We start from the raw sequence: 21,329 nt of genomic DNA on the forward strand, positions 1-21,329 counted from the left end.
GCGCGCTCCTCCTCGCGGTCATCCTCGGCCTCGTGGTGTACCTGGCGGTGACCCGGAAGGACGTGGCGCAGCCTCGGCAGACCGCCCGCCACGCGGTCTGACCAGGCATCTGACAGGAGTTCAGGCACCATTCAGGCTGACGCTGCCAGGGTCGGTGATCGCGATCGCGCCGTCGCGGTCGCCCACCGGCAGGGCGCTCGCCTCCCTCGTGGGGCGCGCCCCGCCGTACGACCAAACAAGGAGCCCCCCACCTTGCAGCATCCGGAAGCCCTCACCGACCTCGACGTCGCGAGCACGACGAAATCGGTGACGAAGAAACTGCCCGAAGTGACCCTCGCCTTCTGGATCATGAAGATCGCGGCGACGACACTGGGCGAGACCGCCGGGGATCTCTTCGCGCAGACCCTGAAGCTCGGTTACTTCCTCACCACGATCGCGCTGTTCCTGATCTTCGTGGTGACGCTCGTCGTCCAGCTCCGCTCCCGCCGCTACAACCCGTTCTTCTACTGGACGGTCATCCTGTCCACCAGCATGGCCGGCACCACCATGTCCGACTTCATGAACCGCGACGCCAGCACCAAGTACCTGTCGAGCGGAGCCACTTCACTCGGGTGGGGGCCGCAGGGCCTCGGCCTCGGCTACCCGGCCGGCGCGGCGATCCTCATCTCGATCCTGCTGGTCGTCTTCGCGGTCTGGCGGCTGAGCGGGATGACCTTCCAGATCCGGGACATCGTCACCTTCCGCGGCGAGGCCCTGTTCTGGTCGGCGATCCTCGTCTCCAACACGCTCGGCACCTCCATGGGCGACTTCCTGTCCGACAGTTCCGGGCTCGGCTATGCCGGTGGCGCGCTGCTGGTGACCGGGGCCCTCGCCGTACTGGCCGTACTGATGAAGGTGCCGACGGTGCCGAACGTCCTGCTGTTCTGGATCGCGTTCGTCCTCACCCGCCCGCTCGGCGCGACCGCGGGCGACCTCCTGACCAAGCCGGTGGCCAAGGGCGGTCTGAACCTCGGTACCGCCGGCTCCTCGGCCGTCCTGCTGGCCGTTCTGCTCGCCCTCATGGCCTACGCGCAGGTCCGGGAGCGCAGGGCTCCCGCCGTGCAGCCGACGGAGCGGAAGGGCTGACCGATCCCCGGTCGGGCGTGCGTCACCGGCACTGTACGGCGGGGGGCCGGTTCACCCCGCGGGCAGGTCGGCCAGGAAGCGTGCTCCCGAGGTGTACCCGGGATCATGGGACACCTCACCGCCGACGGCACGGGCCAGGCGCCGCGCGAGCGGCAGTCCGAGGCCCGCGCCGTCGTGGCCGTCGTCGGGATCGCCGCGGCGACCGGGCTGGAAGAGCTCGCCCACGAACGCCTCTGGCACCCCGGGACCGTCGTCGGCGACGCCGATCCGTACGCCGCCGGGCATCGGCCGTGCGGTCACGGTCACCGTGGCCCGGGCGTGGCGGACCGCGTTGGCCAGCAGCGGGCTGACGATGCGCTCGAGGAGGGCCGGCGTGACCCCTGCCTCCAGCGCCGGATCCGCGACCTCGACCAGGGCCTTCACCCGTGCCTGGGGACCGAGGCCGTCGACCATCCGCCTCAGGACGGGGGCGACGGCTGTGGCGCCGGGGGCCGTGGAGGCGCTCAGCGCGTTCTCACGGGCGTCGCTCAGCAGGGTGTCGCAGATGCTGCGCATGGACCGGGCGGCCTCGGCTATCACCTCATGGGTGGCGCGGGTCTCGGCGGCGGAGCGTGGTCGGGCCCGCCACCAGTCGAGCTCGATGATGATCCGGGTGAGCGGGGTGCGCAGTTCGTGGGACAGTTCCCCGGTCAGTTGCCGTTCGTGCCGCAGCACGGTCCGGATGCGGTCCAGCAGCGCGTCCAACGAGGCGCCCAGACGGGCGAGTTCGGCCGGGTGGTCGGTGGCGCCGAAGCGTTCGTCGGAACCGACGGCGCTCCACTCGGTGGCCTGGTCGGTCATGGTGCCCACCGGACGCAGGGCCCGCCCCACGGCCAGGCGGGTCAACGCGTAGGTGCAGGCGAGCATGACCGCGTCCAGGACCAGGGAACCCAACAGCAAGGTGTCCGCCGAGCCGCGGTACGGGGCCAGGTCGACGGCCGTGACGACGGTGGCGGAGTCCGGGTGACCGGACACGGCTCGGGAACACATGCGGACCAGGTGCGGGTTCTCCGCCTCGACGGTCGCGCAGCGTGCGCGTCCTTGCCCGGCGAGCCGTCCCGCGGCCCGGGTCAGTGTGCCGGCGGCCGCGGCCGACGGCGGCTTCTCCAGCAGGTGCGTTCCGGCGTAGATCCACACGTTCGCGTCGAGCAGCCCGTCGTTGACGGTCTCCACGACCCGCACCGGCCGGTGGCTGGTGTCGACGGTGGTGGCGACGGCGGCCGCGCGGCTGCGCAACTCGTCGTCCGCCTGATGCTGCAGGTGCCGTTCCTCCACCACGTTGAACACCACGGTCAGCACGGCCATCAGCAGTGCGGCGGTGGTCAGGGCCACGAACGAGAGCCGCGCGCGCAGAGTACGGGGCGCGAGGCGGCGCGGATGACGGATCATGACAGCCGGTGCCCGATCCCCCGCACGGTACGCAGGCTCAGGTCGCTGCCCGCCTCGCGCAGCTTGCGACGCAGCCGGCTCAGGTACTGGTCCAGGGTGTTGTCGCTGACCTGGGCTCCGTCGGGCCAGGCGGCCCGGACCATGTCACGGCGGCTCACGATGGAGCCGCCCGCGGCCACGAGCGGGGCGAGCAGCCGGAACTCCGTCGGGGAGAGGTCGACGTGGTGGTCGCCGACCCGCACGCCGTGCCGGGTCGCGTCCAGGACCAGGTCGCCGGCCGTGGTCACGGCCGCGGGCGCGGAGCGCTTGAGCGCGGCCTTCAGCCGGGCGACGAGCTCGGCGAGATGGAACGGCTTGGGGAGGTAGTCGTCGCCCCCGGCCGAGAACCCGGACAGCCGGTCGGTGAGGTGATGGCGAGCCGTCAGGAAGATGACCGGCGCGCTGAAGCCATTGCCGCGCAGCGCCTGGCATACGTCCCGGCCGTCCGCGTCGGGCAGTCCGACATCCAGGACGACCGCGGCGATGCCGTCCGCGGCCAGCCGCAGGGCGGTGGCGCCGTCGGCGGCGGGCACGGGTTCGAAGCCCTCGTCCGCCAAGCCGCGGCGCAGCACATCCCGCAGCGCGTGATCGTCCTCAACGACCAGGATCTTGTGCCGCATGGCCCTCCGTAGGTTCGTCGGCCGTACGGGCCGTGCCTGGGACGCACTCCGCGTGCGGCCACCGGGCCGTCGCCCGCGGACTCACGCGCGGCCGGCGGGCGGGCGGTTGTCCGCCGGGACGGACGCGGGAGCGACCGGTCCGCTTCGTCCGCCACCCGAGGACGTCGCCGGGCCGGGCGTGCCGCCCGGACCACCGGCTCCCGCCTGCGGGGGCGGTGGACAGCGCTGGTTCGCGCGCCGGCCGGGCGACAGTCACCCGCGCTCCTGCGCGGACCTGGCGGCCCGGCGGCCTCGGTACACCTCGGCGGCCAGGGGGACCAGAGACACCACCACGATCAGCGCCACCAGCGGCAGGAGGTAATGATCGACGTTCGGGATCGAGGAGCCGAGCGCGTATCCGGCGAGGGTGAGGCCCACGCTCCACAGGAGGCCGCCGACGACCTGCCACAGGGTGAAGGTCCGTACCGGCACCTCCAGCGCGCCCGCCATCGGATTGAGGACCGTGCGCACCACCGGCACGAATCGGGCCAGGACGATGGCCTTCGCGTACCCGTACCGCTCGAGGAGTTCCTCGGCGTGCTTCACTCCTTCGTGCAGACGCCGGGAGCGGCTGCGCGCCAGCAGGGCTCCGCCGGCCTTCCGGCCGAGCAGGTATCCGCACTGAGCTCCGACCAGCGCGCCCGCTGCCGCCGCCACGAGCAAGGGCGCCAGTGACAGGTGCAGACTCCCCTCCGCCGAGCCGGTGCACAGCAGGCCGGCGGTGAACAGCAGGGAGTCGCCGGGCAGGAAGAACCCGATCAGCAGTCCCGTCTCGGCGAACATCACCACCGCGACGCCCAGCACGCCGAAGGCCGCCAGCAGTGAATGGGCGTCGAGCACGTTCACAGCCAGCTGGGACGCCACGAGGATCGGTTCGGTCATGTGCAGGGTCCTTTCGGGCGGACGATTTCGCATGGATTCTTGCGAAATTCATGCGAACGTCTTGCGAATTCATGCGAACGATCGAATGACTACAGATTTGTAGACGCCGTCTGGAACTCTAGACGCTCGTCGGGGGTGCTTGCGCCCGCGGTCGCCTCGGGGCGGCTGGTGAGGTCCGTCGGCGCAGGCGGGAAGAGGGCCCTGATTCCCGTCCGGACCCCGTACCCGACCGGGCGGTCGGACACGGCGAAGGCCTGCACCCCCGTCGGCCGCATCGGCGAAAGCCCCTCTTATCATCGCTCAACCGCCTTGACCAGGGGCTTTACGGCGGCGTTCAGGTTGCTGTCAGGTTGGCGGTGTCGTTGTGCAACTCATGCACCAGAAGCCTCAAAACAATGGCAAAGGCATCTGTGGCGCCGGGAGTTGATCGTGCCATCGTGCGGGCCATGACCACAGAGAGTCTCCTCGATGAGCGCCCCCTCGACCCCCTGCGCACCCTGGCGAACAAGGTGCCGGAAGTGACTGTCTACTTCTGGATCATCAAGGTGCTCACCACCGGGATGGGCGAGACCGCATCCGACCTTCTGGCCCGGGTGCTGGGCCCGGTACCGGCGGTCGGGCTCGGTGGTCTCGCCCTGGCGGTCTCCCTGACCGTGCAGTTCGCGGTCCGGCGGTACATCGCCTGGGTGTACTGGACCGCCGTTGTCATGGTCAGCGTGTTCGGCACGATGGCCGCTGACGTGCTGCACGTCGGCCTGGGCGTGCCCTACGCCGTGTCGGCACCGCTCTTCCTCATCACGCTGGCCGCGGTCTTCGTCCTCTGGTACGCCGTCGAGCGCACCCTGTCCATCCACAGCATCGACACCCGACGCCGCGAGTTCTTCTACTGGGCGACCGTCCTGGCCACCTTCGCCCTCGGCACGGCCGCCGGTGATCTCACCGCGACCATCGGATTCGGCTATCTCGGCTCGGCCGTCCTCTTCGCCGTCGCGATCTGTCTGCCCGCGCTTGCCCACCGCTTCGGCGCCTTGAACGCCGTGCCCGCGTTCTGGACGGCGTATGTCATCACCCGCCCCCTCGGCGCTTCCCTCGCCGACTGGATGGCGGTCGGCCACACCCGGGGCGGCCTCGGGCTCGGACTGGCACCGGTCACGCTCGCCTGGACGGCCGCCATCGTCTGCTTCGTCGGCTACCTCGCCGTCTCCCGCCGGGACGCATCCGGTGCCTGTCCGGCCTGAGCTGCGATGCCCACGACTCACCGAGGTTCGCGGTGCGCGGCCCGGAAGGCACCTCCTACAACTCGTAGGCGTGGCCGGGTACGCTGTGCGGCACGACAGTGAGGGAAGGCGGACGGTGGCAGACCGAGACGACGAGGAAGTCCGCGAAGCGTCCGGCAGGCGGGCGCGAGGCGAGCTGGAGAGCGATGTGCTCGCCGCGCTCTGGGCCGGCACCGGCCCGCAGACCGCACGCGAGGTCCGCGAACGGCTGCCGGGTGACCTCGCCTATACGACCGTCCTGACGATCCTGTCGCGGCTGTACGACAAGGGCGTGCTCGTGCGGCACCGCGAGGGCCGTGGCTACGCCTACGAACCGGCCCGCGACGAGGCGTCCCACACCGCACAGCGCATGCACTCCCTGCTGGCGGGCGGTTCCGACCGTGAGGCGGTGCTGGCCCGCTTCGTCTCGGAACTGTCCGAGCAGGACGAGCACCTGCTGCACCAGCTCCTGTCCGGGCACGGCAGCCCACCCGCCGAGCGCAAGCGCCCCCGCGGGGGGCGGTGAACCAGTGCTGATCAGCGTCTACATCCCGTTCCTCGTCACCGCCGCACTCGCGGTCCTCGCCGCCCCCGTGGCGCGTCGGCTGCCTCCGCGCCGGGCGGCCTGGGCGCTGGCCTGCGCCGCGCTGGTGACGGCGGTCGGCTGGGCGGGATCGCTCGCGCTGCTGGCCTTCTCCGGTGTGGCACAGATCCCGGAGATCGCGGAGGAGGGCCGCTGGTCGGTGGCGGCGCTGCGCGCCGAGGACCCGGTGTACCTGGTCGTCGCGGCCGGCAGCGCCCTGGTGCTGGGCACGTGCGTCGTCTCGCTCGGTGTGGCCGCCGTACGACAGGTGCGCCACCTGGTCCGGGCGCGACGGGAGTGCGACCAGCTGCCGGGCGGGACCGAGCTGGCGGTGATCGACGACGACGCTCCGCTGGCCTTCGCGCTGCCCGGGGCGCCGGGGCGGATCGTGGTCTCCCGGGGAATGCTGTGCTGCCTCGGCGACGACGAGCGTGAGGCGCTGCTCGCCCACGAGCGGGCGCATCTGCGGGGGCGCCACCACCTCTTCCAGAGCCTGTGGCGGCTCACCGCCGCCCTGAATCCGTTGCTGCGGCCGGTAACCGTCGCGGGTGAGTTCGTCCTGGAGCGCTGGGCCGACGAGGAGGCTGCCGCGCGTGTCGGGGACCGCAGAATCGTCGCCCACGCCGTCGGGCGTGCCGCTCTGGCTTCCGCCGGTGCGTCCCGTCCGGCGGCGCTGGCCGTGACCGGCGGGGTGGTGCCGCAGCGGGTGCGGGCGCTGCTGGCCCCGCCGCCCGCTCGCCGGAGCCTGCCTTTGCTGGCCGGCGGACTGCTGCTGGCCGTCTGCTGCGCGAGCCTGGCCAACGCCGCGTCCGACAGCGACCAGATGCTCGACGGCGCACAGTGGGCGCTGTGTACGGAACACACCGGTGGCGCCGTCACAGCCCCGACGGACCTTGGGCATCGACCGGACGCCTGCTGTGTGGGCCCCGGTCGCGCGGAGCACGGGGAGCGGCGTTTCTGATCGGCGCGGCACGTACCGTCACCCGGCCGCCGCGCTATGGGCGGTAGCGGATCACAGAGCAGCGCCGCCGCCACGCATCCGGTACGCGAACCCCACGAGGCGGCGCTCCAGCGGTAGCGGTGGGTGTGGCGCCGCCGGGCGGTCTGTCGGGGCAGCCGCGTCGACTGGCCGCCGCGCCGCCCCATCCGAAACCGGTCCGCGTGCCGACGAGCGGACCCGTGCCCGGGCACACCAGCAGCGGAGGCAGTGACAGCCGGGCAGCGCCGGGTGTGCTGAGCGAGCACGCCGGACCGGCCGGCGGCAGCGGGTGTCACGGGGCAGGGAGACGCCCACAGCGGGCAGAGCGGTGTCGGTGAAGACGGTGACCGGTACGGCCCAAGCGTCACACCTCGTCGGCATCGCCCGCGGATCCAGCGCTCCGGCGATGGTCGTGGGACCTGCCGTCCCGTGCCGGTCGAACTCGACGAGGCTGCGCCGGGCCCTGTCGACGTCGTGCTCCCCTGTCATGGCGGCCGCCGACTCGGCCGAGTCGGCGGCCACACGCTCGGCCCTGGTGCCGCCGAGGGCTCGCCCGCTCTGAGTGCTCCTGGGCACCGACTGCCTCTACGTCTTGTAGTAGGTTCACTGGCGCCCCCTGGATGCCGAACGCGGGTGTGCCCGCATCGCTCGCCCCGGTGGCCGTTCCCTAAGTTCTACATCATGTAGTAGGTTCGGCTCCGGCGCCACCGTGCTCGAGTCGTGGCCCTGGTCAGCGCAGCCCGGCGCGGCCTTGGCCTGCCCGCGGCGCCGTCCGGCCCGGCGTATGCCCGGGCGCGCCCCGTATCCCGTCAGGAGGCTGATCGACCGTGCCCCACCGCGACCAACTGGTGCCGGAGCCCGTGCCTTCGCCGTCCGCCGCACCGCCGCACGGCCCCGGCGCCGGACGGATCGCGATCATCTCCGCCGGTGTCGGCGCGGGACACGACGGCGCGGCCGCGGGGCTTGCCCAAAGGCTCACCGAGCACGGATTCCGGGTGGACCGGTACGACTTCCTCGACCTGCTGCCCGCTCAAGCCGGCCGACTGCTGTGCGGTACCTACCACCGCATGCTGACCTGGATGCCGGAGGGTTATCAGCGCCTGTACGCGGCCACCGACCGGGCAGCACGTCCCGGTCCGGTGTGGCGGGCCCTGTTCCGTGCCGCCGAACGGCGCACACTGCGGGCGCTCGCGCCGGACACCTGCGCGGTCGTCTCCACCTACCCGGGAGCCAGCCAGGTCCTCGGCGCGCTCCGCCGGCGCGGCCTGCTGACGGTCCCGGCCTTCACCTACCTGACCGACCTCTCCGTCCACGCCCTGTGGGTGGCCCCCGGCATCGACGCCCACCTGGCCGTGCACCCCGTACCGGCGGCCCAGGCCCACGCGCAGGGCGCGGCCGCCGTCACGGTCGCCGGCCCCGTCACCGATCGGCGCTTCACCCCCGCCACCGCCGGACAACGGGCCGCGGCCCGCGACCGGTTCGCCCTGCCCGAGCACGGGCCCCTCGCGCTGCTGGTCGCCGGATCGTGGGGGGTCGGCCCGGTGCGACGGGCCGCCGCCGAGATACAGGCGACCGGAGTCGCGGTCCCGGTGGTGGTGTGCGGACGCAACCAGGCCCTCGCTGAGCGGTTGCGCCGGGACGGCATCACACACGCCTACGGCTGGGTGGACGACATGCCGGGCCTGATGCACGCCTGCGACGTCCTGGTCCAGAACGCCGGCGGCCTGACTTCACTGGAGGCGTTCGCCGCAGGGCTGCCGGTGGTCAGCTACCGCTGCATCCCCGGTCACGGCCACACCAACGCCGCCGCTCTCGACGAGGCGGCCCTGGCGGCCTGGGTCCGTGATCCGGCGAGCCTCGGCCCCGTGCTGGCCGAACTCCTGCACGGACCGCGCGGCGAGGACCAGCGCGAGGCAGGACTCGCCCTGCACCGCTCAGCCCTCGGACCGGTACCCGCCATCGCCGCCAGAACCGGGTCACAGCCCACGCCGGGCACACCGGCCCCGCCGAGGCGCTTCCCCGGCAGCCGACGGATCGCCCTGACGGCCGTCACCGTGACGGCCACGGTCTCCCTGGGCGTCGCCGCCCCACTCGCCTACGCCTACAACGAGACGCCCGCCCGCTTCAGCGCCGTTGCCCACTACCTGGACGGAGACGGACGATGACCCCGGCCCGCCTGGCCCGTGCCACCGCACTCGCCTCGGCCGTGGCGTTGCCCGCGCTCGCCGCCCTGAACGCCGCACCCGGGATCTCCACGCTCGGACCGCTGCGCAACACGGCCATGCCCCGCCTGGCCGGCCAGGGCCGGCCCGACCACGTCGCCCTCACCTTCGACGACGGCCCCGACCACCTCTCCACCCCGCACTTCCTCAGCCTCCTCGACGCGCGCGGGGTGCGGGCCACCTTCTTCCTGCTCGGCTCGATGCTGGTCCGCTCACCCGGGCTGGCGAAGGCGATGACCGCCGCCGGGCACGAGATCGCCGTCCACGGCTGGCACCACCGCCCCCTGCCCCTCCGCGGACCCCGTGCCACCTACGAGGACCTCGCCCGCGCCCGCGATGCCGTGGCCGACGCCACCGGCAGGCCACCGACGCTCTTCCGGCCGCCGTACGGGGTGATGACCACGGCCGCCCATCTGGCCTGCCGCCGCCTCGGTCTGACCCCGGTCCTGTGGACCTGCTGGGGCGAGGACTGGCGCAGGCGGGCCACCCCGCGGTCCGTCCAGGACACCGTCCTGCGCGACCTGCGCGGTGGCGGCACCGTCCTGCTGCACGACTCCGACTGCACGTCCGCCACCGGCTCCTGGCGCACGACCCTCGGCGCGCTGCCCCGGATCCTCGACGCCTGTCAGGCTCGCGGTTGGCAGGTCGGGCCCCTCCACGAACACGGGGTCCCCGGTCTGCCCCGGTCTGGGGGAGGTCTCTGATCCAGATCGTCGCGGCGCGCGGGCGGAGTCCGGCGAGGCGGCCTCCCGGGGTCTTGCCGTGGCTGGCCCCTTCAGGCGTGACCGAGAGCGCGGCCGGGGCAGCGGTGTCTCCGGGCTGTCAGAAGACCCGGATCGGGATCTCGGCGGGGTCGGTGAGCAGGTCGAAGATCTCTTCGTCCAGCCGGACCAGGGTGACGGAGGCGCCGGCCATGTCGAGCGAGGTGCAGTACTCGCCCACGTAGCTGCGCCCGACCTCGATGCCGCGCTCGGCCAGTTGTTTGTGAGCCAGGCCGTACACCAGGTACAGCTCGCCGATCGGTGTGCCGCCGAGACCGTTGACCATCAGCGCGACGCGGTCACCGGAGGAGAACGGCAGGTCGTCCACGACCGCGCTGACCAGTTCGCGCACCATCGCGTCGGCCGACTGCAGCTTCTCGCGCTTGCGGCCCGGCTCGCCGTGGATGCCCACGCCCATCTCGACGGCGTCGTCGGGCAGTTCGAACAGCGGCGAACCCTTCGCCGGAGGTGTGCAGGCGGTGAGCGCCATGCCCATGGTGCGGGTGACGGAGTTGACCTTCTCCCCGATCCGGTACACCTCGTCGAGGTCGGCACCCCGCTCGGCGGCCGCGCCGACGGCCTTCATCACGAAGAAGTTGCCGGCCACCCCTCGCCGGCCGACGGTGTACGTCGAGTCCTGCACGGCCACGTCGTCGTCGATGAAGAGGGTACGGACGGTCACCCCGTCGGCCTGGGACAGTTCCTCGGCCATCTCGAACGCCATGCGGTCCCCGGTGTAGTTGTTGACCAGCAGCAGCACACCCTTCGGGGAGGCGACCAGCTTGACCGTCTCGTACACGAAGTCGGCGGGCGGCGCGGCGAACACGTCGCCCGGACAGGCGGCGTCGAGCATCCCCTTGCCGACGGTCATCACGTGCGCCGGCTCGTGACCCGATCCGGAGCCCTGCACGATCGAGACCTTGTTCTCCTGCGGGGCATCGGCACGCATGATCAGGTTGTATTCGGGCCTGTACGTGAGCGTGCCGGGGTTGGCCAGGGCCAGTCCCTCCAGCATCTCCGCGACGTAGTCCTTCGGGTCGTTGACGAACTTCTTCATGCCGTAACTCCTCCTGGTCCTGCCGATCGCGTCAGTCGCGGGCGTCCCACTCGGCGGCGATGCGCTCCGCCATGACCGCGATCGCCACCGCGCCCGGGTCCGGCGAGCCGATGCTGCGCTCACCGGTGTAGCTCTGGCGGCCGCGTCGGGCCTGCATGGGTGCCGTCGCGTCGGCCGCGGCACGGGCGGTCGTGGCGGCCAGGGCGGCCAGTTCCGCGCCTCCGGCCGCCGGTTCGCCCTGGGCCAGCCGCTGCTCCAGGGCGTCGGTCATCGGGATCAGGGCGTCCAGCAGGGTCTTGTCGCCGACGTCGGACTTTCCTCGTGCCTTGATCCCCTCCGCGGCGGCCCGCAGCATGGCGACCGCGTCCCCGGCGTCCGGTTCCGGCCGGTCCTTCACGGCACCGGCGGCCCGCAGGAAGGCGGTACCCCACAGCGGTCCCGACGTGCCGCCGACCCGCTTGGAGATCACCATGGCGACCTTCTTCAGGAGTTCGGCCGGCGCCTCCGAGGCGAGGTCGTCCCAGTCGGCGAGCACGATCTCGAAGCCGCGGGCGAGCGAGTACCCGAAGTCCCCGTCCCCGGCGACGGCGTCGAGGTCGCTGAAGGCCCGTTCGTTGTCCACCGCGGTCCGGGCGATCGTCCGTACGACGAAGCTGAGGTCGCCGCCGGGCGCCGACGACGACGGCGATGACGATGGCGATGGTGCTGACATGTCTCTCCTGACTGCCGCGACGTCAGTGGGGTCGGGGATCGGATGGGGCGGGGCCCGTGTCGCCGTCGGGGGCCGCGAGCAGGCGGGCCAGGTCCGCGAGCTCGACGTACGGTCCCGGGTCGGTACCGAGCGGATCGCTCAGCACCCGGGCGACGGTTTCCTGCGGGGGCGGATCGCCGAGCGAGGTGACCACCAAGGACGCTCCGGTGAAGTCCTCCTCGCCGGTGTAGGCGCTGGTCGTGACCGCGCAGGCGAGCCCGGCGCCGAGCGCGGACAGCAGGCCGTTGCGGCTGTCCTCGATCACGACGGCGTTCGCGGGATCCAGGCCGAGCCGGTGCAGGGCAAAGGCGTAGATGTCCGGGGCCGGCTTCTTCCGCTGGACCACGTCCCCGGCGAAGACGCTGAAGTGGGGAGACAGTTCCCGGCCCATGGCGAGTTCGAGCACGCTGCGGACGGACGCCTCCGCGGAGGTGGAGGCGACCGCGAGCGTCCACCCGGCCTCATGCGCCGCCGCGGCGACCCGCCGTACGCCGGGCCGGGGCGGAATGCTTCCGCTGCCGATGATGGCCGTGTAGATCTCGGTCTTGCGCCGGTGCCAGGCCGCCACCTGCTCGTCGAGCGCGGCCGGGTCGGAGGGCAGGCCGGCCGCGGCGACGAAGTCCGGGGTCAGCAGCGTGCGCATCCGCTCCTTGCCGCCGCCGATCTTCACCTTCTCCGCGTACTCCTCGTCGCTCCACCGCACCGGCAGGCCGAACTCCTCGAACGTCCTGTTGAAGGCGGGCAGATGGCCGTCGCGTTCGGTGTCGGCGAGCACGCCGTCGCAGTCGAAGACGAGCGCGGGCACGACTACCCCGCCTTCCGGGCGCTGCCGAAGAGCCTCATCAGCGAAGCGGCCAAGTCGATGACGTCCTGGCGCACGTCCCGGAAGAGCGACGGCGGGTCCCACTTCTGCCGCTCCTCCGCCGTCCGCAGGAAGCCCAGGTTCGACTTCATGTACGTCTCCTTGAGGGCCGTGGAGATGTTGACCTTCGCGCAGCCCCGGGAGATCAGGTCGCGGAACTGCTCGTCGGAGAGCCCGCTGCCGCCGTGCAGTGCGATGGGCACGGGATGGGCCGCCACGATGTCGGACACGCGCTGCGCGTCGAGCACCGGGGCCTGCTTGTACGACCCGTGCGCGTTGCCGATCGCCGGTGCGAAGACGTCGACCTGCGTGGTCCTCAGGAACTCCAGGGCGACCGCCAGGTCCTGCCGCTCGGCGGCGGTGTCGCTGCCGACCCCGTCCTCCACACCGGTGATCGACTCGATCTCGCCCTCGACGGCGGCGCCGAACGCACGAGCCTCAGCGACGACCTCGACGGTCTGCCGCATGTTCTCCTCGACCGGCAGCTTGGAGGCGTCGAAGAGCACCGAATTCCAGCCCCGCCGCAGACACTCGGTGATGACCTCGCGCTCCGGACAGTGATCCAGGTGCAGGGTCACGGGCACCTCGATGCCGGCCGTCATCGAGGTCCACATGGCATAGAGCACGTCGCTGCCGATGGACCTGACCGTCTTCACCGACGTCTGCACGATGAGCGGCGACGCGTTCTCCACCGCGGCCGCCAGCACGGCCTCCAGCGTGAGGTCGTTGAACACGTTGATGGCCGGTACGGCGTAGCGCTCCGCGAACGGCCTGGCGAGGATCTCGGTCAGCGGTGTCACACCCACGACGCCTCCACGTCTTCACCCACCCCCGCTCCTCCATTCCACGCCCGCGCCTCACACGCCGCCACTTTTGGCCCTGGACAGCAGACCCCCGCGAGCCGACAGGCAGGTCAGTGGCGGGGCGGAAACGTTCGTACCCGGACAGCGGGACCCGGAGCGGGGGGTGAGCGGGACGCCGGAATTCAACCGATGCCACCGCCCTGGCCTCCCCGGTCAGCGCGGCACGGACCGAGGTCAGTGCGGACAGGATCGCGTCGGCCGCGTCGCCGATGTTTCGGCGTCGCCTCACGCGACGCCGAACGGCCGGTCCGGCGTGGTCCGAATCGTTGCGATCTCCGCGGGGATCCAGTCGGGCGCTCTCCGGGGGGTGCGTACCCGCGAAGGAGAACAGGTCAGGGTCGTTGCCCGAGTTGTGTGCGCCCGCTGGTCCGGTGGGAACGCCCCAGTGCGATCAGGGTTTTCCAGGACCTGTTCCGCTTGAAGGGCATCTCGAACATCCGCGAGAACAGCCACGCCCCGAGCACCGAAACCGGCAGTGCCAGGGCGAGCGTGAACCAGAACGTCGGCAGGCCGGGCGAAACGAAATGCGGGGCTACGCGGCGAATCACGGCCATGACGATCGGCAAATGAATCAGATAGAGGCTGTAGGAGAAGTCACCGAGCCTTCGGACCGGTCGCGTGGTCAGGAGCCGAAGAAGCAGGGCGGGCCTGCCGGTGGCCACCGCGGCAAGCAGCATCGTCATGGCGGGAGCGATGGCGAGGTCGACCCAGAAATAGTGGTTCACCGTCCACACGGAACCCTTGACGACGCCGACGGCCAGGACGGGCAGGGCGGCCAGGGCGGCGAACCATCCCCATGGCAGACGTCGAATCCGGTCCCGCGCGGCCACGACTCCCGCACCGATCACACCCGCGACGAACACGGGCGCGAGGTGGGGGGCAAGCCAGTTGTCGCCCTCCACCGGATTCGCGCCGGGTGCGGTCAGGCCGAGGGCGATCACCGGAAGCGTCACGCACGCGGCCAGGACCGCCGCGTTCCACCGCCGCCGGACGAAAAGGAGAAGGGGAAAGAGGAGATAGAGCTCGGCCTCCACGCCGATCGACCAGAACGCGCCGTTCGGAGTGGGCGCCGTGATCATGTCCTGGGCGACGAGACCGAACACCAGGACGGACTTGCCGGTGGGCGGCCCGAAGTGCGAGGCCGGCACCACGAACAAGGAGACGATCACGCTCATGGCCAGCGCCGCCCAGTACGGGGGCAGGATCCGCCAGGCGCGCCGGCGCAGGAACTGCGCGACGCCGACCGACCGCCAGTCGTGACGGGCCGGGGAGATGGCCAGGGAGAAGCCGGACAGCACCAGGAAGAAGACGACGGCGAGGCGCCCGAACATCAGCCCCTGCAGCCACGGAGGCGCCGAACTGTCGGGATAGCCGGGGAAGGTGTACAGCCAGCAGTGGAACAGCACCACGTACAACGCCGCCAGGCCCCGGAGGCCGTCCAGGCCCTCCACTTGCGACTGTACGCGTGCTCTGCTCGCCGTCTCTGACTGTACTGCTGGGGCTGGGGCGGCCAGGTCGAGAGTGCTGCTGGCCGGACGGCCCAAGTCCGCGGAAATGGTTCAACCCCTTCTCCTGGCAGCGGGTTTGCCGCCGACCTGTTTCCCCGGCGGTGCGCCGGGCGGCACAGTGCCGCCACAGAGACTTGGTACGTGGCATCCGGCTCGGAGGTTCAGCGGACGGGCCGTGTATTCCTCATCTCGCCTCTGCGAGGCCGCTGCGAGGCCACTGGGTGAGGCTCCTGGGTGAGGCCGACAGCGCGGCCGCAGCGGGCGTCAGCCCGTTGCCGCGGCCTTCTGCCCGGACGGGGCGACGGCGTACCACTGCTCGTCCTTGCCCTGCCCGTTCACCTGTTCGGCCGCTGTGTCACCGCTGTACCGGTAGAGCGGCCAGCCGGCGAGGGTGAGTTGCTTCTCGCCGTTCCGGTGGACCGTGCCGAGGAGGCTCTTCTCAACCCCCGTCGTCTGTACGGAGTCGCCCACGATGACCGGCAGCCACGTTTTTGTGCACGCACCGGAGCACGTCCACTTGGAGGGGTCCGACTGGTCCTTGTCGTAGCGGTAGAGGGTCATCCCCTGGTCGTCGGTGACCACGCTGCCGATACCGTTCACGGCTTCGGCCGTCACACCGGTGGTCGTGGCCGGGTGCCCGGTCCCGGCGCCGCCGCTGTCGCCCGCCGGTGAGGTGGCCGGCGATGCCGAGGCCCCGGGATCCGACGCGGCCGGGGCCACCGGGGCGGCGCTGTCGGAGCCGGTGCCGTTCGAGGAGCTGCATGCCCCCAGCAGGAGAGGGGAGGCGAGCCCTACGGCGAGGCTCAGGACGATGCGTCGCAGGAACAACGAGTTACCCTTCGTCAGACTCGCTTCTACTTGCTCCCTCAGTACGTCGACGGACTGCCGCCCGCTCAGCCGCCGGCACGAGATGACGCAGTCTTGACCATCGACGTGCACGGCACCGGCGGCGCCGACCCGACCGAGGCCCCCGTGCCGGTGGTCAGCGGGCGGCCGAGGGGCCGTCGGTGCCGGTGTGCGTGCCGGTGAGGTTCTCCTCGATACGCGTCAGGAACCGCATCGCCTGCCGGTACTCCTCGTCCGTGAATCCCGCGGAGGTGACCGCCTCCAGGTCGCGCCAGGCCCGCAGGACCCGGTCGCGCAGTGCCCGGCCGGCGCGGGTGGTGTCCACGAGGACGGCCCGGCGGTCGTCGGGGGAGGGGCTGCGGCTGACGAAACCGGACTGCTCAAGGCGTTGCAGCATCTTGGTGACGGTGGACTGCCGCATGGCTCCCGGGCGAAGCGGGCGCCGGTGCCGGACTTGCGGGCCGGGGTGCCGGCCCAGCAGTGCACGGAGTCCCCCGGCGGGATCCGGGCCAGGACCGGCCACGCGGACCAGGCCTTCGTGGCGGAACCGCGGAACCGCACGGCCCGGCGAAGGACGAGGTCTTCGATATCCTGGAGTCTGTGCCCCGCACCTGCTGTCCCCCACCGCCGCCTGAGGCGTTCCGGCGCCGAGACGGTCGGGGCCGCCGCCCCGCAAGCCGGCGGTCCCCGCTTCGTCCCGGCCGGTCTCGACCTGGCGCCACAGCTCCCTCGCCTGTGCGGGGCAGCAGCGCCCCCGCCCGGGCGAGCGGGAAAACGCCACCCGGGAGCGGCGCCGGCGACGCCATGCCGGTCGGCACGGACGCTCGTGGCGATCTTGGTGGTTCGCTCACCGTTCATAACGTCCTCACCCAGGCGAAGGCAGCCGTTCGGGCCAGGTCGGAAAGGTCCTGGCGGCCTGTCACAACCGAACCCCAGGACGGATTTCGTGCCCGAATCACGCGTTCGCCGGTGGCGTCGTAGCCTCCGTGTTCTGCTCGTCGCCGTCGCCGGCCCGACGCTAGCCGTCGGCGCCCTGAGCGCGACCCCCGCCCACGCGGCGGCGGCCGACGACATCCGCATCAACGAGGTGGTGACCACCGGGGACGTCAACGACTCGGTGGAGCTGTACAACAAGGGCACCGCCTCGGTGAACCTCTCCGGCTGGATCCTCAAGGACGACGACAACAGCTCCAGGTACGCGATAGCCGCCGGGACCACGCTCGCCCCCGGCGGCTTCGTGGCCTTCGACGTGCACAAAGCCTTCGGCCTGGCCTCCGACGACGAGGCGCGCCTCTACCTCGCCGACGGCACCACCCTCGTGGACAGCTTCAGCTGGAGCGAGCACTCCGACCCGTCGTGGTCGCGATGCCCCGACGGCACCGGCGCCTTCGGCTCGGCCGACGTGACGCTCGGCGCCGCCAACGACTGCGGCTCCGGCGGTGTTTCGGCGACGGCCTGGCCGGGCGGCAGCTCGGTCACGACCGCCGACACCAAGAACGCCTTCGGCTCCGACCTGAGCGGCCTCTACCAGGAGGGGAGCGTGATGTGGGCGGCTCAGAACAGCGGCAAGCTGTGGCGGCTGGTTCCGAACGGCTCCACCGCCTGGAAGGCCGACACCACCAACGGCTGGACCTCCGGGAAGACCCTCAGGTTCCCCGGCGGCTCCGGCACGCCCGACGACGAGGGCGTCACGCTGACCGGCTCCGGAGCCGGCGGGGGCGTGTACGTGGCGAGTGAGCGCAACGCGGACTCGTCCGGCACCAGCCGCCTGTCCGTCCTGAAGTACGACGTGAGCGGCACCGCCACCACGCTCACCGCCGCCACCGAGTGGAACCTGACCTCGGACCTGCCGTCCGTCGGTTCCAACCTCGGCCTGGAGGCCATCACCTGGGTTCCGGACGCCACCCTGACCGCCGCCGGGTTCAAGGACGCCACCACCGGCGCGGCCTACAACCCGGCGAACTACGGCTCGCACACCGGCGGGGTGTTCTTCGTCGGCGCCGAGGGCACCGGCATGATCTACGGCTACGTCCTCAAGGACGGCGGCACCTACACCCGGGTCGCGTCCCTCAGCAGCGGCATGGCCGGCGTGATGGAACTCCAGTGGGAGCCGCAGGCCTCCCGCCTCTGGGCGGTCTGCGACGACACCTGTGACGGCCAGCACCGGACCATGAAGATCAACGCGTCCGGCGTCTTCGCCACCACGGCGATCTACAAACGCCCGTCCGGCATGGACAACCTCAACAACGAGGGCTTCGCCGTCTCCGGCTCGGACGCGTGCAGCGGCGGCACCAAGCCCGTGTACTGGTCCGACGACAGCAACGACAGCGGCCACGCCCTGCGCCGGTCCACCATCACCTGCTGACCCTGCTGACCCTGCTGACCCTGCTGACCCTGCTGACCCTGCTGACCCTGCCGACGCGCCGGTACCCCGCTGTATGTACGCGCGGCACCTCACGCACCACCCAACGCGCCGTCTCCGGCTCGACGCGCGCGATCGGCCCGGAGCTGATGTGCTGGGGGAGGGGGTTCCGACCGTTCCCGTCGTACCCGCTCCGGGAGAGACGTATGAGTACCTACCGAGTCGCGCAGGTGACCGCCGCGGGCGGACCGTTCGAGATCGTCGAGCGTGAGGTGCCCCGGCCGGGTCCCCGGCATGTGCGGATCGCCGTGGAGGCCTGCGGAATCTGCCACAGCGACAGCTTCTTCGTGACCGCCGGGCTGCCGGGCATCACGTTCCCCGTGGTGCCCGGACACGAGATCGCCGGGCGGATCGAGGAGATCGGGGAGGGCATCGAGGACTGGGGCTGGAGGATCGGTGACCGGGTCGGCGTCGGCTGGTTCGGCGGCAGCTGCGGCCACTGCAAGCCTTGCCGGCAGGGCGACTTCATCGTCTGCGAGAACGGCAGGACGCCCGGCTGGACCTACGACGGCGGCTTCGGCGCGCAGGTGATCGCGCCGGTCGACGCCCTGGCCCGCATCCCCGACGGGCTGACCTCCGCCGACGCCGCGCCCCTGGGCTGCGCGGGCGTGACCACGTTCAACGGGCTCAGGCGGAGCCCGGCCGAGCCCGGTGACCTGGTCGCCGTCGTCGGCCTCGGTGGCCTCGGCCACCTCGGGGTGAAGTACGCGGTGGCCATGGGCTTCGAGACGGTGGCCATCGCCCGCGGTGCCGAGAAGGCCGACTTCGCCAAACAGCTCGGCGCCCACCACTACGTCGACGCCACGGCCCCGACACCGGTCGCCGAGGCTCTCCAGTCGCTCGGGGGTGCCAGGGTCGTGCTCGCCACCGCGGGCAACTCCCAGGCGATCTCGGCGGCCGTGGACGGTCTGGCACCCCGGGGTGAGCTGGTGGTGATCGGGGCCGACTTCGAGCCCCTCGGGATCAACCCCGTCCAGCTGCTCATGAGCGGCCGGGAGATCCGCGGCCATCCGTCCGGCACCGCCCAGGACGTGCAGGACACCATGGAGTTCAGCGCCCTGCACGGGATCCGCCCGACGATCGAGACCGTACCGCTGGAGGAGGCGGGCGCGGCCTACCAGAAGATGATGGACGGGGCCGCGCGCTTCCGGATGGTGCTGACCTACGACTGACCCACGACCGATGCACCGGATCACGGCCGTGACCCACGACCGATGCACCGGATCACGGCCGTACGGCACGGGTTGCGAGCGGATCACGGCCGTACGGCACGGGCCGCGAGCAGCGCGATGTCGTCCTCGGAGCCGATGGCGAGGCGGTCGAGGACGGAGTCGACGATCTTGTCCAGCCGGTCGGTGGGGGACAGGGACAGCCCTGTCAGACGGGCCAGGCCCCGGTCGATGTCCTCACCGCGCCGCTCCACCAGCCCGTCGGTGTACAGCAGCAGCACGCCGCCGCGTTCCGCGGTGACGCGCTGCTCGTACCGGCCGAGCCCGCTGCCCAGCGGCGGGCCGACCGGCACCGGCACCAGCTCCATCCCGCCCTCGGGGGACAGCCAGACCGGCGGCAGATGCCCGGCGCTGGCATAGGTGAGCGTGGCGACGTCCGCGTCACCGAGCGCGAGGAAGCAGGTGGCCACCCGCTCGAAACCGGAGTCCGCGACCATCCGGTCCGCGTGCTCCAGGATGCGGCGCGGCGAGAGCCCCGCGAGGGCCAGGGCGCGCAGCGTCGAACGGTAGTGGCTCATGGCCACCGCCGCGTCCACGCCGTGGCCCATCACATCCCCGATGACCAGCATCGTACGGCCGTCGGGCAGGGCCAGGACGTCGTACCAGTCGCCGCCGATCAGTGAACCGTCGTCGGCGGGCCGGTAGCGCCCGGTGGTCTCCACACCGGCGTGCTGCTGCCACTGGCCCGGCTCGGCCAGCAGCGCCCGCTGCAGCTCCAGGGCCATGGTGTGCTCACGCTGGAAGCGGACCGCCCGGTCCAGTGCACGCGCGGCGCGCGCGGCGAGTTCGCGGGCCACCGTGGCGTCCTCGTTCGAGAACGGCCCGGAGTCCCCGGCCCGGGCCAGCTGCAGGCTGCCCAGATAGCGGCCTTCCGAGACCAGCGGCGCGACGAGCACCGAGTGGACACCGGCGGTCAGACACGCGTGGGCCGGCGGCCAGCTGGGGACCAGCGCCCGCCACTGTGCGGAGGTGATCGCGTTGCGTCGCAGGACCCGGCCCTTCGCCAGGTCCCGCCGCGTCCCGATGCCGCGCGGCCAGCCGACCAGCTCACCGCGCGCGTCCAGCGCCGCGAGACCGGTCACCAGACCCGGCCGGGTCGCGTACGCGGCGAGCCGGGTGGGCGCCCGCCGCCCCGACGCCGTGTCCGGCGGATTGAGCTCCACCCCGGCCGCGTCCGCCAGCTCCGGTACGACGAACTCCGCCAGCTCCCGGCAGGTTCCGGCGACATCGGTGCCGGTGCCGATCCGGGACGCGGCCGCGTCCAGCAGCGCGAGCCGCCGATGGGCGCGCTCCAGCTCGTACACGTACTGCTGCGGCTCACTGATCTCCAGGCCCACCCCGGCGACGCCCACCACCTTGCCCGTGCTGTCCACCAGCCGGTGGTACACACACCGCCACTCCCGCACCTGGTACGGCGAGTCCACCCAGGTCCGACCGGTGACGATGGTCTCCCGGGGCCGCCCGTCGTGCAGGATGTCCCGCAGCAGCTGCTCCGACCGCTGGATGTGCGGCAGCACCTCGTGCAGGGTGTGCCCGAGGTACGCGGCGGCGGGCAGGCCGGTCATCCGGGCCATGTGCGGATTGACGTACAGATAGCGCAGATCGGTGTCGAGGACCGCGAAACCGACGGCCGAGTCCTCCACGATGCCGCGCAGCAGATCGATGTAGCCGATGTCGACGGGCGGAGCGCCCGGTGCGGCCGGTCGTGGTGAGGAGGTGTCCCTGTCCACCCGGTCCTCCTCGCCTGCCCCCGCCCACGGCCGCCCTCATCCTCCACCAGGTCCCCGTACCGCGCATCCCGGGGCAGCCCGGTACGCGCCCGCTCACATCGCCGGGTGCCGGTCTGTGCGGCGGCCT

General features: G+C 71.9%; 18 protein-coding genes and 1 pseudogene. 8 read left to right on the forward strand and 11 right to left on the reverse strand.

What is annotated here, in order from left to right; translation table 11 throughout:
* Positions 1–252 precede the first annotated feature (252 nt).
* Positions 253–1,125, forward strand: coding sequence for a hypothetical protein (locus AB0N16_RS05310; protein WP_365793262.1), 873 nt, complete (start codon positions 253–255; stop codon positions 1,123–1,125).
* 51 nt (positions 1,126–1,176) lie between these two features.
* Here the strand turns inward: AB0N16_RS05310 and AB0N16_RS05315 are convergent, their stop codons facing one another.
* The 3 genes from AB0N16_RS05315 to AB0N16_RS05325 form a co-directional block, all read right to left on the reverse strand.
* Positions 1,177–2,553, reverse strand: coding sequence for a HAMP domain-containing sensor histidine kinase (locus AB0N16_RS05315; RefSeq protein ID WP_365793264.1), 1,377 nt, complete (start codon positions 2,551–2,553; stop codon positions 1,177–1,179).
* A complete protein-coding gene (locus AB0N16_RS05320) occupies positions 2,550–3,212 on the reverse strand; it encodes a response regulator transcription factor (protein WP_365793266.1) in 663 nt (220 codons plus the stop codon). The genes AB0N16_RS05315 and AB0N16_RS05320 overlap by 4 nt, the downstream gene beginning before the upstream one ends.
* A gap of 252 nt (positions 3,213–3,464) precedes the next feature.
* Positions 3,465–4,133: a DedA family protein gene (locus AB0N16_RS05325; protein ID WP_365793268.1), complete on the reverse strand. Its 669-nt coding sequence runs from the start codon at positions 4,131–4,133 to the stop codon at positions 3,465–3,467.
* 446 nt (positions 4,134–4,579) lie between these two features.
* On the opposite strand from AB0N16_RS05325, the gene AB0N16_RS05330 reads away from it, so the two are divergent.
* The 5 genes from AB0N16_RS05330 to AB0N16_RS05350 all read left to right on the forward strand — a co-directional run bounded on the left by AB0N16_RS05330 (position 4,580) and on the right by AB0N16_RS05350 (position 9,877).
* Positions 4,580–5,371, forward strand: coding sequence for a hypothetical protein (locus AB0N16_RS05330; protein WP_365793270.1), 792 nt, complete (start codon positions 4,580–4,582; stop codon positions 5,369–5,371).
* A 115-nt stretch (positions 5,372–5,486) separates the two neighbouring features.
* Positions 5,487–5,915, forward strand: a complete 429-nt coding sequence (locus AB0N16_RS05335; protein ID WP_365793272.1) for a BlaI/MecI/CopY family transcriptional regulator — start codon at positions 5,487–5,489, stop codon at positions 5,913–5,915.
* A gap of 4 nt (positions 5,916–5,919) precedes the next feature.
* Positions 5,920–6,933 carry a M56 family metallopeptidase gene (locus AB0N16_RS05340; RefSeq protein WP_365793274.1) on the forward strand — a complete coding sequence of 338 codons (1,014 nt, stop codon included), beginning with the start codon at positions 5,920–5,922 and terminating at the stop codon, positions 6,931–6,933.
* 845 nt (positions 6,934–7,778) lie between these two features.
* The gene (locus tag AB0N16_RS05345) at positions 7,779–9,116 is read left to right on the forward strand and encodes a glycosyltransferase (protein WP_365793276.1); all 1,338 of its coding nucleotides are present in this window, start codon (positions 7,779–7,781) and stop codon (positions 9,114–9,116) included.
* Entirely contained in the window at positions 9,113–9,877 is a 765-nt protein-coding gene (locus AB0N16_RS05350) for a polysaccharide deacetylase family protein (RefSeq protein ID WP_365793278.1), read from the forward strand. The genes AB0N16_RS05345 and AB0N16_RS05350 overlap by 4 nt, the downstream gene beginning before the upstream one ends.
* A gap of 118 nt (positions 9,878–9,995) precedes the next feature.
* Here the strand turns inward: AB0N16_RS05350 and dhaK are convergent, their stop codons facing one another.
* The 7 genes and pseudogenes from dhaK to AB0N16_RS05385 form a co-directional block, all read right to left on the reverse strand.
* Entirely contained in the window at positions 9,996–10,991 is a 996-nt protein-coding gene (dhaK, locus tag AB0N16_RS05355; RefSeq protein ID WP_365793280.1) for a dihydroxyacetone kinase subunit DhaK, read from the reverse strand.
* Between the two features lie 31 nt (positions 10,992–11,022).
* Positions 11,023–11,703 carry a dihydroxyacetone kinase subunit DhaL gene (gene dhaL, locus AB0N16_RS05360; protein WP_365793282.1) on the reverse strand — a complete coding sequence of 227 codons (681 nt, stop codon included), beginning with the start codon at positions 11,701–11,703 and terminating at the stop codon, positions 11,023–11,025.
* Between the two features lie 22 nt (positions 11,704–11,725).
* A complete protein-coding gene (locus AB0N16_RS05365; RefSeq protein ID WP_365793284.1) occupies positions 11,726–12,547 on the reverse strand; it encodes an HAD-IA family hydrolase in 822 nt (273 codons plus the stop codon).
* A 2-nt stretch (positions 12,548–12,549) separates the two neighbouring features.
* Positions 12,550–13,410 carry a class II fructose-bisphosphate aldolase gene (locus AB0N16_RS05370; RefSeq protein WP_365793286.1) on the reverse strand — a complete coding sequence of 287 codons (861 nt, stop codon included), beginning with the start codon at positions 13,408–13,410 and terminating at the stop codon, positions 12,550–12,552.
* A 389-nt stretch (positions 13,411–13,799) separates the two neighbouring features.
* A complete protein-coding gene (locus AB0N16_RS05375) occupies positions 13,800–14,918 on the reverse strand; it encodes an acyltransferase (RefSeq protein WP_365793288.1) in 1,119 nt (372 codons plus the stop codon).
* A gap of 321 nt (positions 14,919–15,239) precedes the next feature.
* The gene (locus tag AB0N16_RS05380; RefSeq protein ID WP_365793290.1) at positions 15,240–15,803 is read right to left on the reverse strand and encodes a hypothetical protein; all 564 of its coding nucleotides are present in this window, start codon (positions 15,801–15,803) and stop codon (positions 15,240–15,242) included.
* A 154-nt stretch (positions 15,804–15,957) separates the two neighbouring features.
* Positions 15,958–16,233 (reverse strand): annotated as a pseudogene (locus AB0N16_RS05385) (MarR family transcriptional regulator); the annotation flags it as partial.
* A 534-nt stretch (positions 16,234–16,767) separates the two neighbouring features.
* Between AB0N16_RS05385 and AB0N16_RS05390 the strand changes: the two are divergent.
* Both AB0N16_RS05390 and AB0N16_RS05395 read left to right on the forward strand, forming a co-directional pair.
* Positions 16,768–18,186 (forward strand): lamin tail domain-containing protein, encoded by a 1,419-nt coding sequence (locus AB0N16_RS05390; protein WP_365793292.1) that lies wholly within the window; start codon positions 16,768–16,770, stop codon positions 18,184–18,186.
* A 203-nt stretch (positions 18,187–18,389) separates the two neighbouring features.
* Positions 18,390–19,415: an alcohol dehydrogenase gene (locus tag AB0N16_RS05395; RefSeq protein ID WP_365793294.1), complete on the forward strand. Its 1,026-nt coding sequence runs from the start codon at positions 18,390–18,392 to the stop codon at positions 19,413–19,415.
* A gap of 83 nt (positions 19,416–19,498) precedes the next feature.
* Here the strand turns inward: AB0N16_RS05395 and AB0N16_RS05400 are convergent, their stop codons facing one another.
* Positions 19,499–21,202, reverse strand: coding sequence for a SpoIIE family protein phosphatase (locus tag AB0N16_RS05400; RefSeq protein ID WP_365793296.1), 1,704 nt, complete (start codon positions 21,200–21,202; stop codon positions 19,499–19,501).
* Between the last annotated feature and the right edge of the window lie 127 nt (positions 21,203–21,329).

The organism is Streptomyces sp. NPDC051105, assembly GCF_040682795.1.
Lineage (GTDB): Bacteria > Actinomycetota > Actinomycetes > Streptomycetales > Streptomycetaceae > Streptomyces.